General features: G+C 43.0%; 17 protein-coding genes and 1 other RNA gene. 3 read left to right on the forward strand and 15 right to left on the reverse strand.

The window, feature by feature from the left end:
* Positions 1 to 151: 151 nt before the first annotated feature.
* The 11 genes from AS888_RS22060 to AS888_RS22110 all read right to left on the reverse strand — a co-directional run bounded on the left by AS888_RS22060 (position 152) and on the right by AS888_RS22110 (position 13,034).
* Complete coding sequence (locus AS888_RS22060) at positions 152 to 1,669, reverse strand: carboxypeptidase M32 (RefSeq protein ID WP_061144426.1); 1,518 nt, start codon at positions 1,667 to 1,669, stop codon at positions 152 to 154.
* 120 nt (positions 1,670 to 1,789) lie between these two features.
* Positions 1,790 to 3,703: an ATP-dependent DNA helicase gene (locus AS888_RS22065; RefSeq protein ID WP_061144234.1), complete on the reverse strand. Its 1,914-nt coding sequence runs from the start codon at positions 3,701 to 3,703 to the stop codon at positions 1,790 to 1,792.
* A gap of 213 nt (positions 3,704 to 3,916) precedes the next feature.
* Positions 3,917 to 4,117 (reverse strand): cold-shock protein, encoded by a 201-nt coding sequence (locus AS888_RS22070; RefSeq protein WP_034307871.1) that lies wholly within the window; start codon positions 4,115 to 4,117, stop codon positions 3,917 to 3,919.
* A 189-nt stretch (positions 4,118 to 4,306) separates the two neighbouring features.
* Entirely contained in the window at positions 4,307 to 5,458 is a 1,152-nt protein-coding gene (locus tag AS888_RS22075) for a THUMP domain-containing class I SAM-dependent RNA methyltransferase (RefSeq protein WP_061144235.1), read from the reverse strand.
* Between the two features lie 562 nt (positions 5,459 to 6,020).
* An RNA gene (rnpB, locus tag AS888_RS22080) (RNase P RNA component class B) lies at positions 6,021 to 6,410 on the reverse strand.
* A gap of 77 nt (positions 6,411 to 6,487) precedes the next feature.
* Positions 6,488 to 6,799: a cell division regulator GpsB gene (gene gpsB, locus AS888_RS22085; RefSeq protein ID WP_057915139.1), complete on the reverse strand. Its 312-nt coding sequence runs from the start codon at positions 6,797 to 6,799 to the stop codon at positions 6,488 to 6,490.
* Between the two features lie 201 nt (positions 6,800 to 7,000).
* Entirely contained in the window at positions 7,001 to 7,552 is a 552-nt protein-coding gene (locus AS888_RS22090; RefSeq protein WP_061144236.1) for an SLOG family protein, read from the reverse strand.
* A gap of 64 nt (positions 7,553 to 7,616) precedes the next feature.
* Positions 7,617 to 8,123, reverse strand: a complete 507-nt coding sequence (locus tag AS888_RS26970; RefSeq protein ID WP_260320336.1) for a spore coat protein — start codon at positions 8,121 to 8,123, stop codon at positions 7,617 to 7,619.
* A 413-nt stretch (positions 8,124 to 8,536) separates the two neighbouring features.
* Positions 8,537 to 9,835 (reverse strand): ribonuclease H-like domain-containing protein, encoded by a 1,299-nt coding sequence (locus tag AS888_RS22100; RefSeq protein ID WP_061144237.1) that lies wholly within the window; start codon positions 9,833 to 9,835, stop codon positions 8,537 to 8,539.
* Positions 9,836 to 9,867: 32 nt separating this feature from the next.
* On the reverse strand, positions 9,868 to 12,147 hold the full coding sequence (locus AS888_RS22105; protein ID WP_061144238.1) for a DEAD/DEAH box helicase: 2,280 nt from the start codon (positions 12,145 to 12,147) through the stop codon (positions 9,868 to 9,870).
* 122 nt (positions 12,148 to 12,269) lie between these two features.
* Positions 12,270 to 13,034: an alpha/beta fold hydrolase gene (locus AS888_RS22110; protein ID WP_061144239.1), complete on the reverse strand. Its 765-nt coding sequence runs from the start codon at positions 13,032 to 13,034 to the stop codon at positions 12,270 to 12,272.
* Between the two features lie 140 nt (positions 13,035 to 13,174).
* Here AS888_RS22110 and AS888_RS22115 point away from each other — a divergent pair, with 140 nt between their 5' ends.
* Positions 13,175 to 13,636 (forward strand): Hsp20/alpha crystallin family protein, encoded by a 462-nt coding sequence (locus AS888_RS22115; RefSeq protein WP_061144240.1) that lies wholly within the window; start codon positions 13,175 to 13,177, stop codon positions 13,634 to 13,636.
* A 69-nt stretch (positions 13,637 to 13,705) separates the two neighbouring features.
* Here the strand turns inward: AS888_RS22115 and AS888_RS22120 are convergent, their stop codons facing one another.
* From AS888_RS22120 to AS888_RS22135, 4 genes are all read right to left on the reverse strand, one after another.
* Positions 13,706 to 14,380, reverse strand: a complete 675-nt coding sequence (locus tag AS888_RS22120; RefSeq protein ID WP_061144241.1) for a YppG family protein — start codon at positions 14,378 to 14,380, stop codon at positions 13,706 to 13,708.
* A gap of 79 nt (positions 14,381 to 14,459) precedes the next feature.
* Positions 14,460 to 14,828 (reverse strand): YppE family protein, encoded by a 369-nt coding sequence (locus tag AS888_RS22125; protein ID WP_061144242.1) that lies wholly within the window; start codon positions 14,826 to 14,828, stop codon positions 14,460 to 14,462.
* Between the two features lie 66 nt (positions 14,829 to 14,894).
* The gene (locus AS888_RS22130) at positions 14,895 to 15,167 is read right to left on the reverse strand and encodes a hypothetical protein (RefSeq protein ID WP_061144243.1); all 273 of its coding nucleotides are present in this window, start codon (positions 15,165 to 15,167) and stop codon (positions 14,895 to 14,897) included.
* A gap of 359 nt (positions 15,168 to 15,526) precedes the next feature.
* Positions 15,527 to 16,483 (reverse strand): DUF2515 family protein, encoded by a 957-nt coding sequence (locus AS888_RS22135; protein WP_061144244.1) that lies wholly within the window; start codon positions 16,481 to 16,483, stop codon positions 15,527 to 15,529.
* Between the two features lie 143 nt (positions 16,484 to 16,626).
* On the opposite strand from AS888_RS22135, the gene recU reads away from it, so the two are divergent.
* Together recU and AS888_RS22145 are read left to right on the forward strand one after the other, a co-directional pair.
* Positions 16,627 to 17,238 carry a Holliday junction resolvase RecU gene (gene recU, locus AS888_RS22140; protein ID WP_081092569.1) on the forward strand — a complete coding sequence of 204 codons (612 nt, stop codon included), beginning with the start codon at positions 16,627 to 16,629 and terminating at the stop codon, positions 17,236 to 17,238.
* Positions 17,239 to 17,266: 28 nt separating this feature from the next.
* Complete coding sequence (locus AS888_RS22145; RefSeq protein ID WP_061144245.1) at positions 17,267 to 19,987, forward strand: PBP1A family penicillin-binding protein; 2,721 nt, start codon at positions 17,267 to 17,269, stop codon at positions 19,985 to 19,987.
* Positions 19,988 to 20,029: the final 42 nt, after the last annotated feature.

The following is a 20,029-nucleotide window of genomic DNA, read 5'->3' on the forward strand; positions in this document are numbered from 1 at the left end:
AGGCATTTTTGATAAAAACCGAACTTTCAATTAAAATGTATAATGATCATTCGTTTATTTGGAATATTATGAAATTTGATAGCCAGTTATTTTCCCTAATTCTCCAAAAAACAGGAAGACCCTGGCGTTTTCACCAAGGTCCCCCTTTATTCTATTGAATTTTATAAACTTTTTTGTATTTACTTTCAAGATACTGAATTAAATACTGGACATTCAATCCTTCCCCTGTCGTTTCTTCCAAAATCTCTAGAGGTTTTTTTGTTTTGCCGTATTTATGGACATGATCATTCAGCCATTTCCTGATTGGTTCCATGTTGCCGGATTCCAACAAAGCATCAAATTCAGGCAAGTCTTTTAGCATGGACTGCTTGATTTGGGCTGCATACATATATCCCAATGCATAAGATGGGAAGTAGCCGAAGCTGCCGTCTGACCAATGTACATCTTGCAATACACCCATGGCATCATTCTCAGGCACGATTCCCAAATATTCCTTATATTTTTCATTCCAGACCTTAGGCAAGTCCTTCACTTCAAGTTCTCCGTTGAATAGGGCTTTTTCCAGCTCATACCGGATCATGATGTGTAAAGGATATGTAAGTTCATCTGCCTCAATGCGGATCAAAGATGGCTTTGATTCGTTAATGCCACGGTAGAAGTCATCCAGCGTCACATCATCGAATTGCCCGGGAGCAAATTCTTTTAGAAGGGAATATTTATTCTTCCAGAAGCTATAGTTCCGCCCAATGAAATTCTCGAAAAACAGTGATTGCGATTCATGGATCCCCATTGATGTCCCTTCATCAAGCAGCGTTCCGGTTAACTCCTCCGCGATATTCTGCTCATAAATGGCATGTCCGCATTCATGGATCGTACCAAAGATGGCACCCCTGAAATCATTCTCATCGTAGCGGGTCGTCACCCGGACATCCCCCCGATTAATTCCAGTCGCAAAAGGATGGACGGTTTCATCCAGCCTGCCAGCCTTGAAATCATACCCCAGCTGTTCTAAAACGGCAAGGTTCAATTGATGCTGTTTATCCTTTGGGAACTTTTTATAAAGGAATGCCGTTTCCGGTTGATGTTCACTTGCAGCGATTTGCTTTACAAGAGGCACGATACTCGCACGGAGTTCACTGAATACCTTGTCAAGTATGTCTACGGTCATCCCTGGTTCATACATATCCAATAGGGTGTTGTATTTCTGTCCCTCATAGCCCCAATACTCTACGAACTTACGCGTATACGCAACAATTTGCTCTAGGTAAGGTTGAAATAACGAAAAATCCGCTTTTTCCCTTGCCTCTTCCCAAGCACTTTCAGAGCGGGATTGCAGAATTACGAATTCCTTGAATTCATCTGCAGGGATCTTCTTGTTTCTTACGAACTCTTTTTTACATTCTTGTACCATTTTATTGGTCGTAGGGCTCAGGCTCGCTTCCCCCATTGCAAGTTCTGTAATGAACGACTCCATCTCGTTACTTGTGCTCATATTAAAAACCTCTGAGGATAAAACCCCAACAACTTCTGATCGCTGCTCTACTCCTTTTTTCGGTGCACCTGTGCGCAAATCCCAAAAAATCAGCGCCAGTGCCTCCTTATAGGCGGCAATTTTCTTGATATACTCTTTAAATTCCTTTTCTATCAGTTTGATACCCTTTTTATTCATTTTCACTGCTCCTTCCACCTACACTTTACCATATTATACTAAAATCATTCACCTCAGAACTATCGGCAAAAAAAAAGAGCCAAGGGAGCAAGCCCCCTTAGGCTCTAGACTGAAGTGCGTTTACAATGTAACAGGAAGAACGGAGACGATCTTATCTTTCACCTGTTCCGAAAGATTCTTTTCCGTCAAAATCTGAACGGTTCCAGAGTCATCGCTCGTCCTGATCAAGCGACCTATCCCTTGACGCAGGCGAAGGAGCATGTATGGAAGATCCACTTCCTCGAATGCATCGGCAACCGAATTCCGTTTGGCTTCAAACACTGGATCACGCGGCGGGAATGGCAAGGAGTGTATCACGACATTTTGCAGTGATGGCCCCGGAACATCCAGACCTTCCCATAAATGATAGGAGAACAGGGATGATTGCTCATCTTCTTGAAACTTCTTAACAAGATCACTGATTTCCGCTTCCCCTTCAAAATAAAAAGGATAAGCGGATTCAGGACAATGATCCTTGAACCAATGCAATTCTTCTTTTGAATGAAATAACACCAGCGTCCGTCCTTCATTTTCCTCAATCGTTTTCAATGTATACTGAAGCTTTGCCATTTGGTCTCCATTTTCAAAGACAGGCATGTTCATTTTCATAACTTCATCATAGTCGAATGGAGATTCCACAGAGAAGCTGTCATACTTTTCTATCCCTAAGCTATCAGCAATGTATTGGAAAGATTTATTATCCGATAATGTCGCCGATGAGAAAATGTACGGGATCTTTTTAGAAAATACTTGTTCAGCCAGGATGTCCTGTACCAGCCTTGGCATAATGACCAATGTTTTCGTCATTTCATTTTCTTCAAACCAGGAAACGGCCTGCTCATCCTTCACGAATAGTGAAAGCGAGTAGCCCAGCTGTTCTAAATATTCTTCCGTAACCTTTAGGTCATAATCATTGATCGTGTACATTTCCGCTTCAAAAACGAGGCTCTCCTCCAACTCTTCAACCTTTTTATGAAGCTTTTGGGCGAAGCTCGTTATTTGTTTGGACATCGGGATTTCATAGCGATTCGAACCGCTGACATGAATCGCTTTTTCATCGAGCAAATCAAAAAACTCTTCATTGATGTCAATTAAGTCTTCAATGATGTATAGCGTTTCTTCACGAACCTGATTGCCTGTAAGCAATTCCAAAACAGAAGCGAGTGTTTGTTCGCCGACTTTGTACGTTAACGCCTTTTGAGCAGCAAATTCCAATAGATGGCCTTCATCAAAGACGACGCAGCTATGCTCTGGAAGTAAAGGTAATTGCCCTTCGCGCTTCCGTTTCTCTTTAGTCCATACATGCTCCATGAAAAAGTCATGGGAACAAATGATCAAATCACTTGATTTTCGATAATGATCCCGTGATAGGGTTTGTCCGCAGCGATGGCGTTTATCACAAGTAAAACAGTTTTGAAGCTGATCCCAGCCGACTTTGGACCAATCTTCATCATTCAAATAGGGATATTGTTTACGGTCCCCGTATGCTGTATAGGCATTCATGGATGAGTTATCATGGACAAACTTCGGAAGTTCATCATAAAGCTGATCGATGCCTTCAGAATCTTCATGGTTGACCGCATGCTCCAATTTCTTAAGACAAACATATTGATCGTGGTATTTGGCAAGACGGACATCCACTTCAATACCTAACGCATTCTTGATTTTTTCAATGTCGCCTTCTTCTTTCACAAGCTGTTCAATCAATGTTTCATCTGCACACGAAATGATTGCCGGCTTGTTCGTATATCTTGCATAACAAATCGCATATAGTAAATAGACCAAGGTCTTACCGGTCCCTACACCAGCTTCAGCAAAACTTACATTCTTTTCTTTAAAGGCTTTTTCCAACTGAAATGCCATGAAGATTTGTTCATCACGCAGCTCAAATCCTTTTTCGGGAAGAATATCGTAAAAAACATCACCGATCCATTCTGAAAGCTTATCGTAAAAAGAATCTTCCTTTGTTACCGAAAAAGGCAGTGTTTTAAGCATCCTGGTCTCCCCTTTTATCTATCATAAAGTAAGTCAAATCCGCACCGTAATAATCTTAAGCAAAAGTATATTATCCTTCATTACACTTTAATAGTCAAGGTATTTGCCATATACCAGGAATGAAATGTTCAGCGCATGCTGTTCATAATTGGTCCAAGGAAAATAAAAGACAGGCTCTAAAAAGAGCCTGTCTGTAAATAATATAGGGTTGAATTAAGCTTTGTTTACGTTTGATGCTTGTGGTCCACGTTGACCTTGTTCTACATCAAATGTAACATCTTGGCCTTCTTCAAGTGTTTTGAAACCTTCGCCTTGGATAGCTGAGAAATGTACGAATACATCGTCTCCACCTTCACGTTCGATGAAGCCAAAACCTTTTTCTGCGTTAAACCATTTTACTTTACCTTGTTCCATTTTTGTTGCCTCCTAGTGTGTTTTCCACACATTATATTACTATCCTTGCTCATTGCACATTAAGGTACTCCTTAAATCTGAACAAAAATAATTCATTATTAGAATAACAGAAAAGGAAATGATAAGCAAGACTGGAACCTATTATGAATAAAACGTCCTGACTATTCAAAATGTTCCATTATATTGGACCTATTCCTCGACTCGAGGCTGTCTCGGCGGGCGTTTTCCCCAATATTGATAAAGATCGGCACGAATGAAGCCGTTGAACAACTTCCTTTTTTTAGTTGCTGGCTTACCGTAATGCTGTTCGAAGTCAGGGTTGGAGGTGATCATGTATACGGACCAGGTATCAAGCTTCTTGAACGCCTGTCCCATTTCCCGATACATTTGTTCGACCGCTTTTTTCTCCCCAAGCCGTTCACCATACGGAGGGTTACCGACAATGACACCATACTCTTTCCTCGTTGATATATCCCTCACTTGCATTTGCTTGAATTCAACCAAATCCCCCAGGCCAGCTTCAAAACTATTGGCCTTGGCTATATCAACCATTCGATGGTCAATATCACAGCCGGTTATATCCAAATGCTGATCATAATCGGCCAAGTCCTCCGCTTCATTCCTCGCTTCATCCCAGACCTTACCGTCCATCCACGACCACGTTTCCGCAACAAATTCGCGATTGAAGCCAGGAGCTATATTCTGCCCGATCAAGGCTGCCTCGATCGGAATCGTCCCGGATCCGCAGAATGGATCGATGAAAGGTTTTTCCGGTTTCCAATTGGTCAGCATGATCAAGGCTGCTGCCAAGGTTTCTTTAAGGGGCGCTTCCCCCTGCCCGGTCCGATAGCCACGTTTGTGCAAGCCTGCACCTGAGGTGTCCATCGTAAGCGTCACTACATCCTTCAAGATGGATACTTCTATTTTAAACAAAGGGCCAGTCTCGGCAAACCAGGATACTTGCTTATATTTGCTTTTCAATCTGTCAACGATGGCCTTTTTGACGATAGCCTGGCAATCAGGCACGCTGTAAAGCTGTGATTTAACGGATTTACCGCTAACAGGGAACTCGACATCGGCCGACAAATAATCTTCCCAATTCAAGGCCTTCGTTTTTTCAAACAATTCATCAAAAGAATATGCTTTGAATTCTCCGACTTTAATTTTGACTCTATCTGCACTCCGAAGCCATAAATTGGAGCGGGCAATCGCAGATTGATCACCTTTGTACATGATCTTTCCATTTTCGACCTGACAATCGTAACCTAAATCCCTAACTTCCTTGGCAACAATGGATTCCAATCCCATTGCTGACGTCGCGATAATATCGAATTGTTTCATTAGTATTGCACCTTCTTCCCATTAATCCAAATCATGACCGCCCTGCTCTGCCTTCTTTTGGCAGGATGTGACAGGACGTCGATTTTAATCAAAAATTCCCGTTCCTTTTAATCCGCTTAGCGTTCGTCGGAGATTGCCCTTTTTTAAAAAGCTTACCCATATGCAGTCATCCAACGCTTGAAGCTTACACACATTCTATGTATCGACTGGCCATGACCGCAATCGTTTTTTGGTGAAATTCCGATACTCATGCAGCTGCTATTCACACCCATCCTTATACTCGATTGACGGATCCTTATATATAGAGGATACCCAGAATCATGGAATAGCGTAACTATCTCAGATTTTTTTTAAGCATACAGGCAGAGGATGAAACCAATCCATCGTCTTTCTGCTTCTACATGGATGATGGTAGAACTTCGTGATTCGTGATTTCCGTCAAGTACTTAGTTTAACACAGAGGAGTTTTGGATATCGATAAATAATTTATTAAAGGGGTGCATCACAAACAAAAACTCTCCTTTTAAAAGGAGAGTTGTGCTTTTGATATAATATGATAACGTTCTGTAAGCCATGTTTTGTTCCTCAGTACTGCAAGCGACTCGCGTCTCGTACTTCGGCGGTAATCATCTATCTACAGAAGCATGGCTCCTGTCCTTCTCCTCGTTCAATTCCAAGGAAGAAAGCGCCCCTACCATTAATTTGGGTTTCTCGCTCGTGGGGTTTACCTCGTTCCACCCTTTACATTTCTGTAAAGGCTCCGTCACTGTGGCACTTTTATAGGTAGTCATGCCATATCCAAGAGGACTTAGGCATTTTCCCAGCCGTCAACAGTCCAAGACTGCTGCCCAAGCTTATTTTTTCGCCAGGCACGAACACTACGGACATCGCAGTCCGTGCGAGCATGGACTTTCCTCTACTGCAAAGAATGCAGCAGCAATTACCCAAACGTTAACATAACATCATTGATTATACTCCATTACTTATCAAAACACAACACCAAAATCATTTTCCTTTTTGTAGAAGGAATTAATCAAATAGCTTGTTTCCAAAAACGTGTTTTTCCAGATTGGATAACCGTTTCAGGATGTCAAAGTTAGTGGTTCCCGGAGTTGCACTGGGAGCAGGCTGGTTCGGACGTTTTGTACTTTCTTCGGCATGTTTTTTCAATTTGAGATTTTCTTGTTTAAGATCCTCGATTTCCTGATGGAACACTTCATAATCTTTAATGATCAGATCCAGGAATTGATCGACATCTTCAGGTTTATAACCGCGCATGGCTGTTTTAAAATCCTTCTCAAGAATATCTTTAGCCGTTAATTTTATCTTATCGGATAGCATAAGACTCACCTCAATACTTTCGCCAATACAATCGACTTTTTATTATTTTTTCAAATCTGACTGGGTTTGTCAACGAAACACACTAACAAATGCATACTGTTTGCGTGCGCGCTATGTACTCCCATGAATCTCTATCTAAATTTCATCATAATATGAATGGCTTTCAGAAACAACTTTTAATCCATAATTATTTTCACACCGTCATTCTCCGGACCAGTTGCCCTCTTCCGCCGCCATTTGCAGGTCATCAAAGTTCACCTGATAGATGGGGTATGGTTGATTTTCCGCTTTTTTCAGCGCCTCATAGTATGGGTATTTGGCTGAACCATCTTTTTCGGCTTCAAAAATGATGAGCATCGCATCACTTTTATGGATCATATATTTATTTTTGATTTTCAATTGTTGGGGCCCTTCATATGGTTTATTGAAAATCGATTCCACAAAATCGGCACGGGCCAATATCGACCGATAATACTCTTGATTGGTCTCGTTCCATGATTCCTCCTGTTTCAGGAAGGGAGTGAGAACGCCTAATTTAAGCTGATCATAATGCTTCCGCATGTCAAATACCACTTCAGCTCCCCAAAGCTCGGTTCCTAACTGTCCGGATATGATTACCCATTCCAGTCCATCTTCCACCAACGGTAAAAGACGCTGTTCAATCGCTTTCTTAATATATTTCACGGCCTCGTGGTCATTTTTGAATATTCCGAATTCAAACGCCTTGTAGCCAGTTAAATATAAAACCTTCATTGCTTGGCCAATCTCCCTTTTTAGTGATTATGTATGAAAATAAGGGCTTAATAGCCCTTATTAATCAGTATCCGTAATGCCTAGGTGGACAACACGGATTGTGCGGCTTTCCACAAATCAAGTTCTGGTTATAGCACTCATTCACCACGGATTGTGTATGCGGGAAGTAATGCTTATACGTGTTCACATGTTTGTTGACCGTAGTAGTATGTGATGGATGAACGACAGGAATCACTGTGTTCGATACATTCGTATTGACATATTGCTTGGTTGGGTTGACTTGGGCCGGAGCCATTTGAGATGGAAGTGTTTGTGTTGGGCCATATTGCATCGGTTGAGAATAAGCACCCATTACGTTGGAGTTATTATTGTTTGAAACGCCCATGACGTTGTTATTGTTCGATACGCCCATAACGTTGTTGTTGTTCGATACGCCCATGACGTTGTTGTTGTTCGATACACCCATTACATTGGCGTTATTGTTGTTGTATGCGCCCATTACATTGGCGTTATTGTTGTTATATGCGCCCATTACATTGGAGTTATTTCCTCCACAATTACGAAAATTCATCTAAAATACGTCCCCTTTCGTCTGATAAGTTTAGTCTTACCATTACAGACTATGAAAAAAAGGGGAGACGTGTACTGATGAAATGACCTATTTATGGGGAATAGGCAAAAAACTCTTTGTGACAAACACCACGTACACATCTTAAACTATGGTTAACCCTTAATCATTTCCATTAAGGTGATGCTTTTTCTTCTTATAAAAAGGAATAGAAACTGCCTTTTAGTGATGTAAACAAAACAATCGTTAAACAAAGGACAACAAAAAATAGGAATAAAGTCGTTTTATGCATTTCTCCGCTCCGCTTTCAAATTTAAATGATGCAGGGAGTGAAATCAATGTCTCGGCACTTCCACCCTCAGCTCTTCCCATTTTACACATAATAGTTGAAGGCTACAATATTTGTATTCTTTTTTTTACTCATTAATTGGCACTGCGGATTTTCTTGCACCATCGGCAAGATCCTTGGATTTTTCTTTCTGTTCCAGGCGGCGGATCCTTTTTTCCAGCTCGATTTGTTTTTTTTCGGCAGCGAGGCCCTGCCCTTTCGCCATCATCTCTTGTTGTGCAGCTACAGCGCATTCAAGTGCGGCAGGTATATCCTTGAATTGATGCTCGAAAAGTTTTGCACATTCTATTCTTGCCGCTACCCTTAATTGGACATTGCCCTTCAAGGCAACCTCTTTCCAAATGTCCAGCGCTTCATTGTATTGTTTCTGCTTCTTTTTCTGAAAGGCTAGGGCGTGGCCAGCCATAATCCGTTCTTCTTCATTTCCTGCGACCAAGATTTTTTCATAGGCGTCCGCCGATTCTTGTTTCTTTCCTAGATAATCGAGCCAGCGTGCAATTTCCATGGACTCTTCCGTATATCCATCCATTTGGAGAATTTTCCGGGACAAATGGATATACAAAGTGATCAATGATAGCACATCCATTTCATTGTGCTTCATGATTCCGAATAAGATCTCGGGGTCTTTCCTCTCGACAAAATCAAAATAAATCATCGGGGCCAAGTATCCAGGAATATCATCCAGCCGATGCACACCTAGAATATCCGTTTCCACTGCAGATAGCTTCACGCGTTCCAATTTATTTTTCCATAGCCTTCTGGAAGCATGGTATAAATCGAAATGCCCGAATTCCGGGAGTTTCGGAACATGTTCCTTTATCAAGGTATGCCTCGTTTTTAACTGAGGCCAGTCAAATGACTTCCCATTATAAGTAACGAGCGTTTCATAATTAATGCTCTCAAGGAAGCTTTGATAAAGCGGTATTTCGCTGCCTGGCTCCCGCAGGATATGTTGCTTCACGACTACCTCTTCCCCTTCAATGTAGGCATAACCGAGTAGAAAAATCGTATTGCCGGCACCGCCGCCGAGTCCGGTCGTTTCGGTATCGAAGAAGAAGAGCTCTTCACTTTTTCTTCCCTTGGTGGAAAGCGGATGCGAAAGCGGCGCTTGGTTCCATTCCCTCACGATCTTATTCAGTTCGGAAAAGGCATATATTCCATGTTTATGATCCAAAGGATAGCGGACCTCCCTAATGAAGCAATAGTCCCCATCGAAATGATAGGAAGCGGTATCGTTCTCCAACCATTTTTCAAGATAAGGAATGTCCTTGACGGCCTCGGCATTTTCAGCAATAGGGGGAGCATGCTTAACCGGCTCTATATTCATATGCTTTTTCATCCGGTTCAATTTACTTTTTAAAGACATGAACAACACCTTCTTTCACCAATCACATCACTCTATGATTGTTTTTCCTTACAAAATTGTCCCAATAACCTTTTGGCATCACTTTTAGCGGTTTTTGTTGCAGATTCCGTTCCAATACAGGAAGGACAGCCGCTATCACAAGAGCAATTTTCAATCATTGATATCGTTTCCTTAAGAATGAGCTCAGAATTTTCATAGACTTTATCACTCAAGCCAATCCCTCCTGGATAACTATCATAGATAAAAATCGTCGGTTTTTCATTGTGTGCCGCCTTAACCTGGGGATACACATGGATGTCATGGGGATCGCACATAACATAAAGCGGAATCATGCAATTAAGTGCATGGGAGGCACCTATCATTCCTTGCTCGATCCGGTTTTCGTCCCATTCAAATATGTCCGGCTCCATTGAAAGCATCGCTGAATTGGTATGTAATTCCATTTCAGGGAGGGTGATCGGGCCTGAGCCAATATTTTCATGCGTCTCGAATTTGATCTTTTTGAAGATCGTCGGCATCGCCCGGATGGCCACATCACCAAAGGCCGCAGAGGTCGAAGCGAAAGTTCGCTGTTTATCCACTTCCAATACAGACAGCTGCACAGCTAGGTTAGCATCCGTATAATAATCCACGTTGACTTCTCGTACAAATGCTTTCTTTTCTTCCCAATCCAGTTTTTCGACCTGAAACTGCGTGCCTTGGTGCAAATAGATCGCTTCGTCGTGAAGGAGGGTCATTGCACTGAATGTATCCATTTCTCCAATGACCTTATTGCCCGGGGCATTGGTTTGATCAATGATTACGACATTTTCCTGGGCAGCGGAACGAAGGCTGATATTGCTTGCAGGAAATGCATCGTTCATCCAATGCCATTTGTCTCCATTTTGATGCAATACCCTTTCTTCGGCAAGAAATTCCAACACCTCCATGATTTCTGCCTTTCCGAACGTGTCGCCTTTTTTAAACGGAAGCTCATATGCCGCACACTTGACATGATCCACCAAGATCAAAAGGTTATCCGGATTGATTCTTGCCGTTTCCGGATTTCTGTTAAAGAAATAATCGGGATGCTGTACGATATACTGATCAAGGGCACTGGAGCTTCCGACCATGATGATCAGCGCTTCACCATGCCTTCTGCCTGCGCGGCCGGCCTGTTGCCAGGCACTCGATATCGAACCAGGATAACCGGTCATGATGCAAACTTGAAGCTGACCTATATCCACTCCCAGCTCCAGGGCATTTGTTGATATCACACCATATATGGAGCCGTCCCTCAAGCCTTGTTCAATTTCCCTGCGCTGAGTGGGAAGGTAGCCGCCACGGTAGCCCCTGATTGCTTTCGGCCCAAGCTGCTTCGATACAAGTTCCTGCAAATACGTCAGCAGGATTTCCACACGAACCCTGCTCCGGGCAAAGACGATCGTCTGAATTTTATTCTTCAAAAACTCATTCGCAAGCCTCCTGACCTCCAAAACCGCACTTCTTCTAATATTCAACGGTTTATTAACGATTGGCGGATTATAAAAGACAAAGTGTTTTTTTCCGCTCGGAGCCCCATTATTATCGACAAGGACCATCGGTGTTTCCGTCAGCTCCACAGCCAACTCTTTTGGATTATTGATGGTTGCGGACGTACACACGAATACAGGATCGCTTCCATAAAACCTGCAGATCCTCTTTAGCCTTCGAATGACATTTGCCGTATGACTCCCGAAAACACCCCGGTAAATATGAAGTTCATCGATGATCACGTACTTCAGGTTTTCAAAAAGGGAGACCCATTTCGTATGGTGCGGCAGGATTCCGGAATGAAGCATATCGGGATTGGTGATAACGATATGCCCAGCCTGACGGATTTTTTGCCTAATATTAGAGGGCGTATCCCCATCGTACGTATAGCTATTTATGTGGGCGTCCATTTCGTGGATCATTTCGTTCAATTCGCTTTTTTGATCGTAACTAAGCGCTTTTGTAGGAAAAATATAAAGCGCCCTCGCTTTTTCATCTTCCAGTATTTTTTGAAGGACCGGCAAATTATAGCATAGGGTTTTACCGGATGCCGTTGGCGTGACCGCCACAAGGCTATTGCCGTTCACGGCATTTTCAAAAGCAGTTGCCTGGTGGGTATACAGCCCATTGATCCCTCTTTTGTTCAGTGCTTGTTTGATTTTCTCGTCCAACCGTTCAGGGAAAGGAACCTGCTTTGCCTCTTTTGCTTCAATCACTTGCCAATGTACGATATTTTCATTAAAACCCTCATTTGTTTTTAAATCAGTGATGATCTCTTGTAAATTTTTTCGCAGTTTCATATATCCACCTCATATTCCTATTCTACCGAATGAACGTTCTATGCAAAAGGGAAACTATTTCCTTTTCAAAAAAAAAAAGCAGGAAACGGCAACATCCCGTTTCCTGCTCAGTCCATTGTACATTAATTCGATTCCACAAACCGCCTGATTTCTTCAGCCAATCTCCTTGGAGTTTCAAGCATCCCCATATGTCCGCTTCCTTCAAGGGTCATTTCCTGAATATGACTGCCTTTAACTGAAAAAGTTTTTTCTGGAGTTATGACTTTATCCTGCTCGCCTGCAACCAAAAGGACAGGCAGCTTCGTTTCTTTAAGCACGTGGTTCCTGTCCACCCTGTTCCTCATCGCATGGAGTGAGCCGATCGCTCCGCTTTCACTGGTTTTATATCCGATTTCCTTTGTTTGTTCAATGCGCGGGTCCTCGGAATGGGCGAACAGCTTCGGCACAAGACCATCAATGAAAGCAGGCACCCCTTTCGCTTCGATGGTTTCGATGGATTTTAATCGACCTTCCTTCCCAGCTGCATCATCTGGCAAAGCTGTGGAGTGAACCAATGAAAACCCAGACAATTTCCCAGGAAACCTTTCTGCAAACGCTAAGGTGATATAGCCGCCGAGGGAATGTCCAAACATATAAACCTGATCGATTTCCAGATTTTCCAAGACCAATGCGATATCATTCGCCATATCATCTATGGAAAAAGATGCTGCAATCGGCTCACTTTCACCATGTCCCCGTAAATCGACAGCCACTATACGAAAATCATCTTTTAATTTTGAGACGATATCATTCCAATATTCACGGCTTCCGCAAAAGCCATGGATAAATAGCAACGTTTTCGTTCCCTTCCCCGTATCTATGTATGAAAGCTTGCTACTTTCTGCCATATTGATCCCTCATTTCCAATTATATTCATTCCCTAACGTTATTCCCCATAGCTACCCATCTAAAACCCATCCTTGCATTCACAAAACTTCAGCCCCTACATAGCCTATAGGCAAAGGAATTTTTAGGAAGGAGCACCGTGATGACCTCTTCTGAAAAAAATAATAACAGGACGCGAATCGAACCATTCACTCATTTCATCAATAAAATGGATCGGCTGTTTTCCGAAAGACCTCCCAAAGGCATGCTGCAATCTTTGGATGAATTCTTCGGTTCCACAAAAGAACGGGGCTTTCCCGTTGATATTCAAGAATCGAATTCGGAATATATCCTGACAGCTACCCTGCCAGGCATTGCACGCAGCCATATATCGATTGATGTCCTCACACAGGCTGTCACCATATCGGCGAGGCAGCCAGACAAACAGCATAAAAATCCTGGCACACACGGATTGTTTCAAAAGGAAGGCTCCACAGGAAACATGTCCCGCACCATTACCTTTCAAAAACCGATTGATGATGCACAGGTTACCGCACGACATCGTGATGGCATCCTCACACTGCACCTGCCCAAAATTAAAGGAAATCGAATTGAAATCAATTAGGCAAATTTAAAGGCAGACTTAGGAAAGTGGCTGGATCACTTGTAAGTCTGCCTTTTCTTTACTTGTCATCTAAACTTTAAAGAAGCCCCCTACTCCTTTTACCATTGAAGAAACTTGGGAAACCGTATTCATCATTTGTCCAGCTGTATTCATCATCTTCGTTATATCCATGGAGCCGTCTTGGGTTTTGAATTGGTTCATCACCGATTTGATGCCTGATGGCTGGGGCTTTTGCATGAATTGCTGCTTCGGATAAGGATTATGGGCCTGCTGCTGTCCTTGCGGCGGCCTTTTGGCTGGCAATAGCGGGTTAGCAAACGGGCTGAACGTTTGCTGCTGCGGATACTGATTGAACTGATTGGATTGCATTTGTGGGATGTATTGCATTTGCGGTGTCGGCTGCTGCATTTGCGGTGTCGGCTGCTGCATTTGCGGTGTCGGCTGCATTTGCGGCATCGGGGACATTGGCTGCATGACACTGTTGCCCGGATGCTGCGCACTTGCAGGCATTGCCGGCTGCTGCAATTGTTGATACGGATGATAGGCCCCTTGTTGATAAGGATCATGATATGGCATCATATATCCCTCCGAATTTTGGGGATATGGAGGAACGAAGGCTTCATGATTCTGTTCATGCTGCACGGGATACTGCATGGGCTGTTGGTATCCACCCCCATATTCCGGAAGCGAATGGGGGTACTGTCCTTGATTGGGGGGGACTTGGTTAAAACCGGATCTCATCATGTTCAATGAGCCCTCCTCTTTTTTCATTACATGGTTCTGATAATATATGAAAAAAGAGGCAATATAGTGTAGGTGTTTTTTATGATAAGATCCGTGCGATTTCCGCTTTTACATTATGCAAAATAAATTCGATGGATTGGACATGGCTTTTGAAGCGCTTATAGCTGGTCTTGGGGAAAAATGCCTGGACGGCTACATCGGAAAGATTATGGGCCGTTTGTTCAATTTGCTCGGGGAACAGGTGCCTGAATTCGATTTCCTTCATCCATTCCTTCATTCCAGTTTCCCATTCCATGCATGCTTCCCTTACCTGATCTGCAAATGGCTTAACTTCCGAAAAAAAATCTTTTTCTTTTCCAGCCTCTCGTACTTCCTCATAGGTATCATTCGCATTTTCCGTATATTTTATTAATTGATCTGTTAATCGTTGCAGTTTTTCTTTTTCCACAATGGATTCCTCCGTACATTTTCCCCTAAGTATAATCCAGATCCTGAAAAAATGAAATTCTGTAACTCATACCTGCACTTCAGCCAAATAATTATGTTTATTCACCGATTTCTCCGTAACGAAAGAAAAGGAGCGGTCCTCCGCCGTATTCACCCAATAATCCTCGGCTTTCTCTATGGCCTCCTGGGCGTCATTCACTAATATATATTGTTCTGCCCATAATTTGCACCGTACTGTATTTACCGTTTCACCATATGAAAGTTCCAAGCGATCCAGGCTGGTACTGATCTCAGCTATCATCCTCAATATTTCCTCTGTTGCTACACTTTTATTGACCATGCTGATCCCTCCCATTCTTTACCTGTACTATTCTTGTTTTTATCTTAAAGCCCTTCATGCCTGACAAAACTAGAAGCGAATCGGCAAAGAAAGTGTAATTCACTTAATTTATTATGCCCTTCGACAACAATGGCAGAATGAAGATTGGACTTTTAAACAAAAATACAGATAGGAGGTGATTTCATGCAGTCGAATGACAGCAAAGAGCAAGAGTACGAAAAACGACAAAAGCCGCCGTCAAAAAAAGCCGGGACCGGCAATCCGAAACTAAGCGGGAAAAACCACCCCTCTACGTAACATATGATGAGTAGCACCACGAACAGGGAAGGCTTGATAACGATGCCTTCCCTGTTCACTTTCTAATGAAAGCCTAGCCACTCCTTCACCATTACGGCTGTGTGAAGTTGCTTCTGCTTATGGTCATACCATTCGCTCAATTGCGGATTTTCTTCCCACTCCGGCTCAATCAACCAATCTTTTTTCACCCTTCTATACATATCCCACTGCTCTGTCTTCTCAATTTGATGGGAAATCACCGGATATACCTTCCGCAGCATCGGCGTTTCATGGCGCCTAGGTTTTTTTCGATATCGTTCATAATCATATCTTGCTCCGGTCGGCTCAGTCCTGCAGGAAAACTCATGAAATTGCGAAAATAACTCTTTGGAAAACAGGAGTCCGGCCAACCTTTTCCCCAATTTGATCCTTTCATCGATATTTCTGAAATGAGACACGGATGAACCATACAGCTTTCCGGTGCAGGTGGGAAATAGCACCGTGCTAAAATGCATCCAGTCCTGCAGGAAAAATAATAAAGAATGAAAAACGAATGATTGTTTTTTTATGACCGGTTTTTCAATGATATTTTGTTCGTTTATGATGAGTGCCGTGACCAAGTTTTCACGATTTCCGCTTATCCAAAATGCATTCCATGCGTTTGTCATGAATTGAGTGATGAAAAAAAAGCGACCTAAGTGAAACAAAGGGCGACGATATCTCGTCGAATAATGATAGAGAAGTAATTGCGGATAGGCGTCTTGAAATATTCTCCAATTCGCTTCTTCATATGTCAGGAACAAATGCCGCCTGTACTTGCGGCCAAGCATCCGTGAGAACCAAACCCCTTCCAGATCACACATATTCCAGCCTGCATTCCTGGAGACCATCCCTGCCAGAAAAGACCATTGTATTTCAGGGTGTTCTCTAAAAAATTGTTCATATGCCTTGGTTCTTGATATATTATCCCTATTCGCCTTTGCTGTTCGTACTTTTATCGAATGGAGCAATCGCTTTTCCGTCCCTGACAGATGCATCATATGGAATCAGCCCTTCCCTGATCGTTTGAATTGTGGCATTTCATTGTACTTAAACCCTATCGTTCTAAGAAACAATTCTTTTTATTCACATTTTGGATTCTTTTTTTGCTAATATAGATAAGTGAAAAAAAGGAGGGGTAAAAGTGGCATTTCATTATCCCAACGGACGAAGATTTGTACCGCAGGCTATGGAAGAAAAGAAAAGCCCACTTAAAAAAATCAGTTATAGCAACCGGGGAAAAACATTGGAAGACGATTTGAACGAAACCAACCAGTATTACTTGGCACACGGCATTGCCGTCATTCATAAAAAACCGACACCGATCCAAATCGTCGATGTCCACTACCCGAAGAGAAGCGCGGCAGTCATTAAGGAAGCCTACTTCAAACAAGCATCGACCACTGATTATAATGGAGTTTATAAAGGAAGGTACATTGATTTTGAGGCAAAGGAAACGAAAAACAGCAGTTCCTTCCCCCTCAAGAACTTTCATGACCATCAAATTGAACATATGAAAGACATCGTGCAGCATGACGGAATTGCCTTTGTGATCATCCGATTCTCCTCAATGGATGACATATACTTAATGAGTTCTGAACAGTTGAGTTTTTACTGGCAGCGAATGAAAGATGGCGGACGCAAATCCATTACTCTGAAAGAGGTTGAAAACAGTTCAAAGAAGATTACTCTTGGCTTTCAACCGAGAATTGACTATATTAAAGTAGTAGATTCGCTTATCACAGAAAATTTTTAGTTTTTTTTAGAAAGGCAGGTTAGCTGTAATGGCTGAAAAATATAATACTAGGGAAGAGCGCCGAAAGCAGGGGCAGTCTCAAAAAAAGGGACCGAAAAAAGGCCCCCAGAAGTCAACCAACATGCTTAAGCGCGTTTTCCTTATACTCGTTACGATAGGGATTATCGGCTTGGTGACAGGAGGCGCGGCATTGGCTTATTTCATAAGCGATGCTCCAAAACTCGACGAAAAGTTATTGAAAGATCCCGTTACATCCAAAATACTTGATGAGAATGGTAAATTACTAGCTGAAGTCGGTACTGAAAACCGGGACTTTGTCAATTATGAAGACATACCCGATCTAGTCGAACACGCCTTCCTGGCAACGGAAGATTCCCGTTTTTACAAGCATCACGGGGTGGACTTCCTGAGATTGGGCAGTGCCGTAATAGCCAACGTCAAAAACGGATTCGGCTCTGAGGGTGCAAGTACATTGACCCAGCAGGTCATCAAGCGTTCTTATTTAACGCCTGATAAGACCATAAAGAGGAAAGTCCAGGAAATGTGGCTATCCATCCAGCTTGAAAGGAAATACACAAAAGAAGAAATTTTCGAGATGTATGTGAATAAAATTTTCTTCGCTAACCGTGCAAATGGGATCCTAACCGCTTCCCGCACTTATTATGGCAAAGATCTGGACGAATTGAAATTGAACGAAGCGGCGATGCTTGTCGGGTTACCGCAAAGCCCTAGCCGTTATGATCCATATAAATATCCGGAACGCGCGAAAGAACGCCGTGATATCGTCCTTCACTTAATGAATAAGCACGGATACATCACCGAAAAGGAAATGAAGGATGCGCAAAGCGTCGATATTAAAGAAGGCTTGCAGGAAATCGATAAAAGCCAAATTGATACGACCGCTTACGATGCATTCATCGATTTAGTCATTGAAGAAGTCGGTGAGATGGGTGACTATAACGTCTTCACCGATGGTTTGGAAATCCAAACGACGATCGATAAAGATGCCCAGGAATATGTATACAAAATGTTGAACAGTGATGAAATCATCAATTATCCAAGCAAAGATCTTCAAGCCGGGATCACCTTACTGGATACGCAATCCGGTGAGATCAAAGCAGTCGGCGGCGGCAGGAACACGACGGTCAAACGTGGCTGGAATTATGCAACGGATGCCAAGCGTTCACCAGGTTCGACAATCAAGCCGATTTTGGATTACGGTCCGGCAGTTGAATATTTGAATTGGTCCACATACCAACCGATTAAAGATGAGGAATATTCATATAGCAATGGAACACCGCTAAAGAATGCGTCAGGACGCCATTATGGCACGGTAACGATTCGTGAAGCGCTGGCACGGTCATTAAATATCCCAGCCCTGAAAACACTTCAGGAAGTCGGATTGGACCGGGGCCGTGATTTTGCCGTTGAGCTTGGCATTCCCTTCGACAAGGAAATTACGGAATCCGCTGCACTTGGCGGCGGCAAGGACGTATCGACCCTTGAACTTGCCGGGGCTTACAGTTCATTCGGAAACAACGGGACCTATAATCAACCGCATAGTGTGAAAAAGATTGTTTTGCGTGACAAAACGACCATCAAAAACAAGACCGAATCGAAACCGGTCATGAAAGACTCCACTGCTTTCATCGTGACCGATATGCTGAAGAGCGTCTTGAATGAACCTTATGGAACAGGAAGGCTTGCGAATATACCTGGTCTGCCTGTAGCCGGAAAAACCGGCTCAACCAATTTCACGCCTGAACAGCGTGCAGCAAACAATATCCCCTCTTCCGGTGTAAAAGATAGCTGGATGGCGGGTTATACAACCAATTATACAGTCGCGGTTTGGGCTGGCTATGATAATGCTTCAGGTAAGAAATTGGAATACCTCGGCGATTCATCCCAGCGGATCCCTAAGGCGATCTTTAAGAATTTGATGGAACATATGGCACAGACCAAGGAAACGAAGGACTTTGATCAACCGGACAGCGTTGTGAAGGTTGGCGTCATAAAAGGTTCTAACCCAGCGGTAAAAGCCAATGCGTATACACCGAGCAGTAAAATCACTTATGAGTATTACGTTAAAGGCCATGAGCCGACACAAGTGACAACAGAATATGAAAAAATCGACAAACCTAGCATCAGTGCTTCATACGATCAAGAAGGTAATCAAATCAACCTATCATGGGCATATCCTAAAGGTGACGGAGATACTCAATTCGAGGTGAAGATGTCCGTTGATGGCGGTGCTCAGAGTGTGTTGAAGAAATCGAAGGATACTAGTTTGACGATCCCGAATCCAACCCCAGGAAGTAAATATACCTTCTCTGTGGTAGCATTGGCGGATGGTCAGCAAAGTGACCCTGCCAGCACCTCCGTTGAAATTCCTGCAGAAGCGGAAGAACCGGAAGGTACGGATGAGGAGATTGAAGATCCTGCCGAAGGTGAAAATCCAGATCAAGAAACCCCTGCTGAAGGCGATGAAGATAAGCAGGATGAAGACAAAAACAACAATGGCGATACTGATAATGGAAACACCGATAATAACGGCGATGGCAACACTGATAATAATGGAAATGGCAACAACCCGGATGACGGGAAAGGCAATACAGACGATGAAAATGTCGAAGATGGGAACACAGGCACCGACCCTGGTAAGGTGGAAGAAGAAAAACCTGGTGAAACGCCCGCCCCTGATCCTGATCCGGAAAAAGATAAAGACCAGGACACTGATAATAACGGTTAACTAAAAAAACCGCCTAAGCTTTTGCTTAGGCGGTTTTTTAGT

This window comes from Peribacillus simplex (assembly GCF_001542915.1).
In the GTDB taxonomy this organism is placed as follows: Bacteria; Bacillota; Bacilli; order Bacillales; family DSM-1321; genus Peribacillus; species Peribacillus simplex_B.

Coding starts and splice junctions, on each gene's coding strand:
- AS888_RS22060 (WP_061144426.1), bottom strand. CDS start 1,669: ATGAATAAAAAGGGTATCAAACTGATAGAAAAGGAATTTAAAGAGTAT.
- AS888_RS22065 (WP_061144234.1), bottom strand. CDS start 3,703: ATGCTTAAAACACTGCCTTTTTCGGTAACAAAGGAAGATTCTTTTTAC.
- AS888_RS22070 (WP_034307871.1), bottom strand. CDS start 4,117: ATGGAACAAGGTAAAGTAAAATGGTTTAACGCAGAAAAAGGTTTTGGC.
- AS888_RS22075 (WP_061144235.1), bottom strand. CDS start 5,458: ATGAAACAATTCGATATTATCGCGACGTCAGCAATGGGATTGGAATCC.
- gpsB (WP_057915139.1), bottom strand. CDS start 6,799: ATGCTATCCGATAAGATAAAATTAACGGCTAAAGATATTCTTGAGAAG.
- AS888_RS22090 (WP_061144236.1), bottom strand. CDS start 7,552: ATGAAGGTTTTATATTTAACTGGCTACAAGGCGTTTGAATTCGGAATA.
- AS888_RS26970 (WP_260320336.1), bottom strand. CDS start 8,123: ATGAATTTTCGTAATTGTGGAGGAAATAACTCCAATGTAATGGGCGCA.
- AS888_RS22100 (WP_061144237.1), bottom strand. CDS start 9,835: ATGTCTTTAAAAAGTAAATTGAACCGGATGAAAAAGCATATGAATATA.
- AS888_RS22105 (WP_061144238.1), bottom strand. CDS start 12,147: ATGAAACTGCGAAAAAATTTACAAGAGATCATCACTGATTTAAAAACA.
- AS888_RS22110 (WP_061144239.1), bottom strand. CDS start 13,034: ATGGCAGAAAGTAGCAAGCTTTCATACATAGATACGGGGAAGGGAACG.
- AS888_RS22115 (WP_061144240.1), top strand. CDS start 13,175: ATGACCTCTTCTGAAAAAAATAATAACAGGACGCGAATCGAACCATTC.
- AS888_RS22120 (WP_061144241.1), bottom strand. CDS start 14,380: ATGATGAGATCCGGTTTTAACCAAGTCCCCCCCAATCAAGGACAGTAC.
- AS888_RS22130 (WP_061144243.1), bottom strand. CDS start 15,167: ATGGTCAATAAAAGTGTAGCAACAGAGGAAATATTGAGGATGATAGCT.
- AS888_RS22135 (WP_061144244.1), bottom strand. CDS start 16,483: ATGATGCATCTGTCAGGGACGGAAAAGCGATTGCTCCATTCGATAAAA.
- AS888_RS22145 (WP_061144245.1), top strand. CDS start 17,267: ATGGCTGAAAAATATAATACTAGGGAAGAGCGCCGAAAGCAGGGGCAG.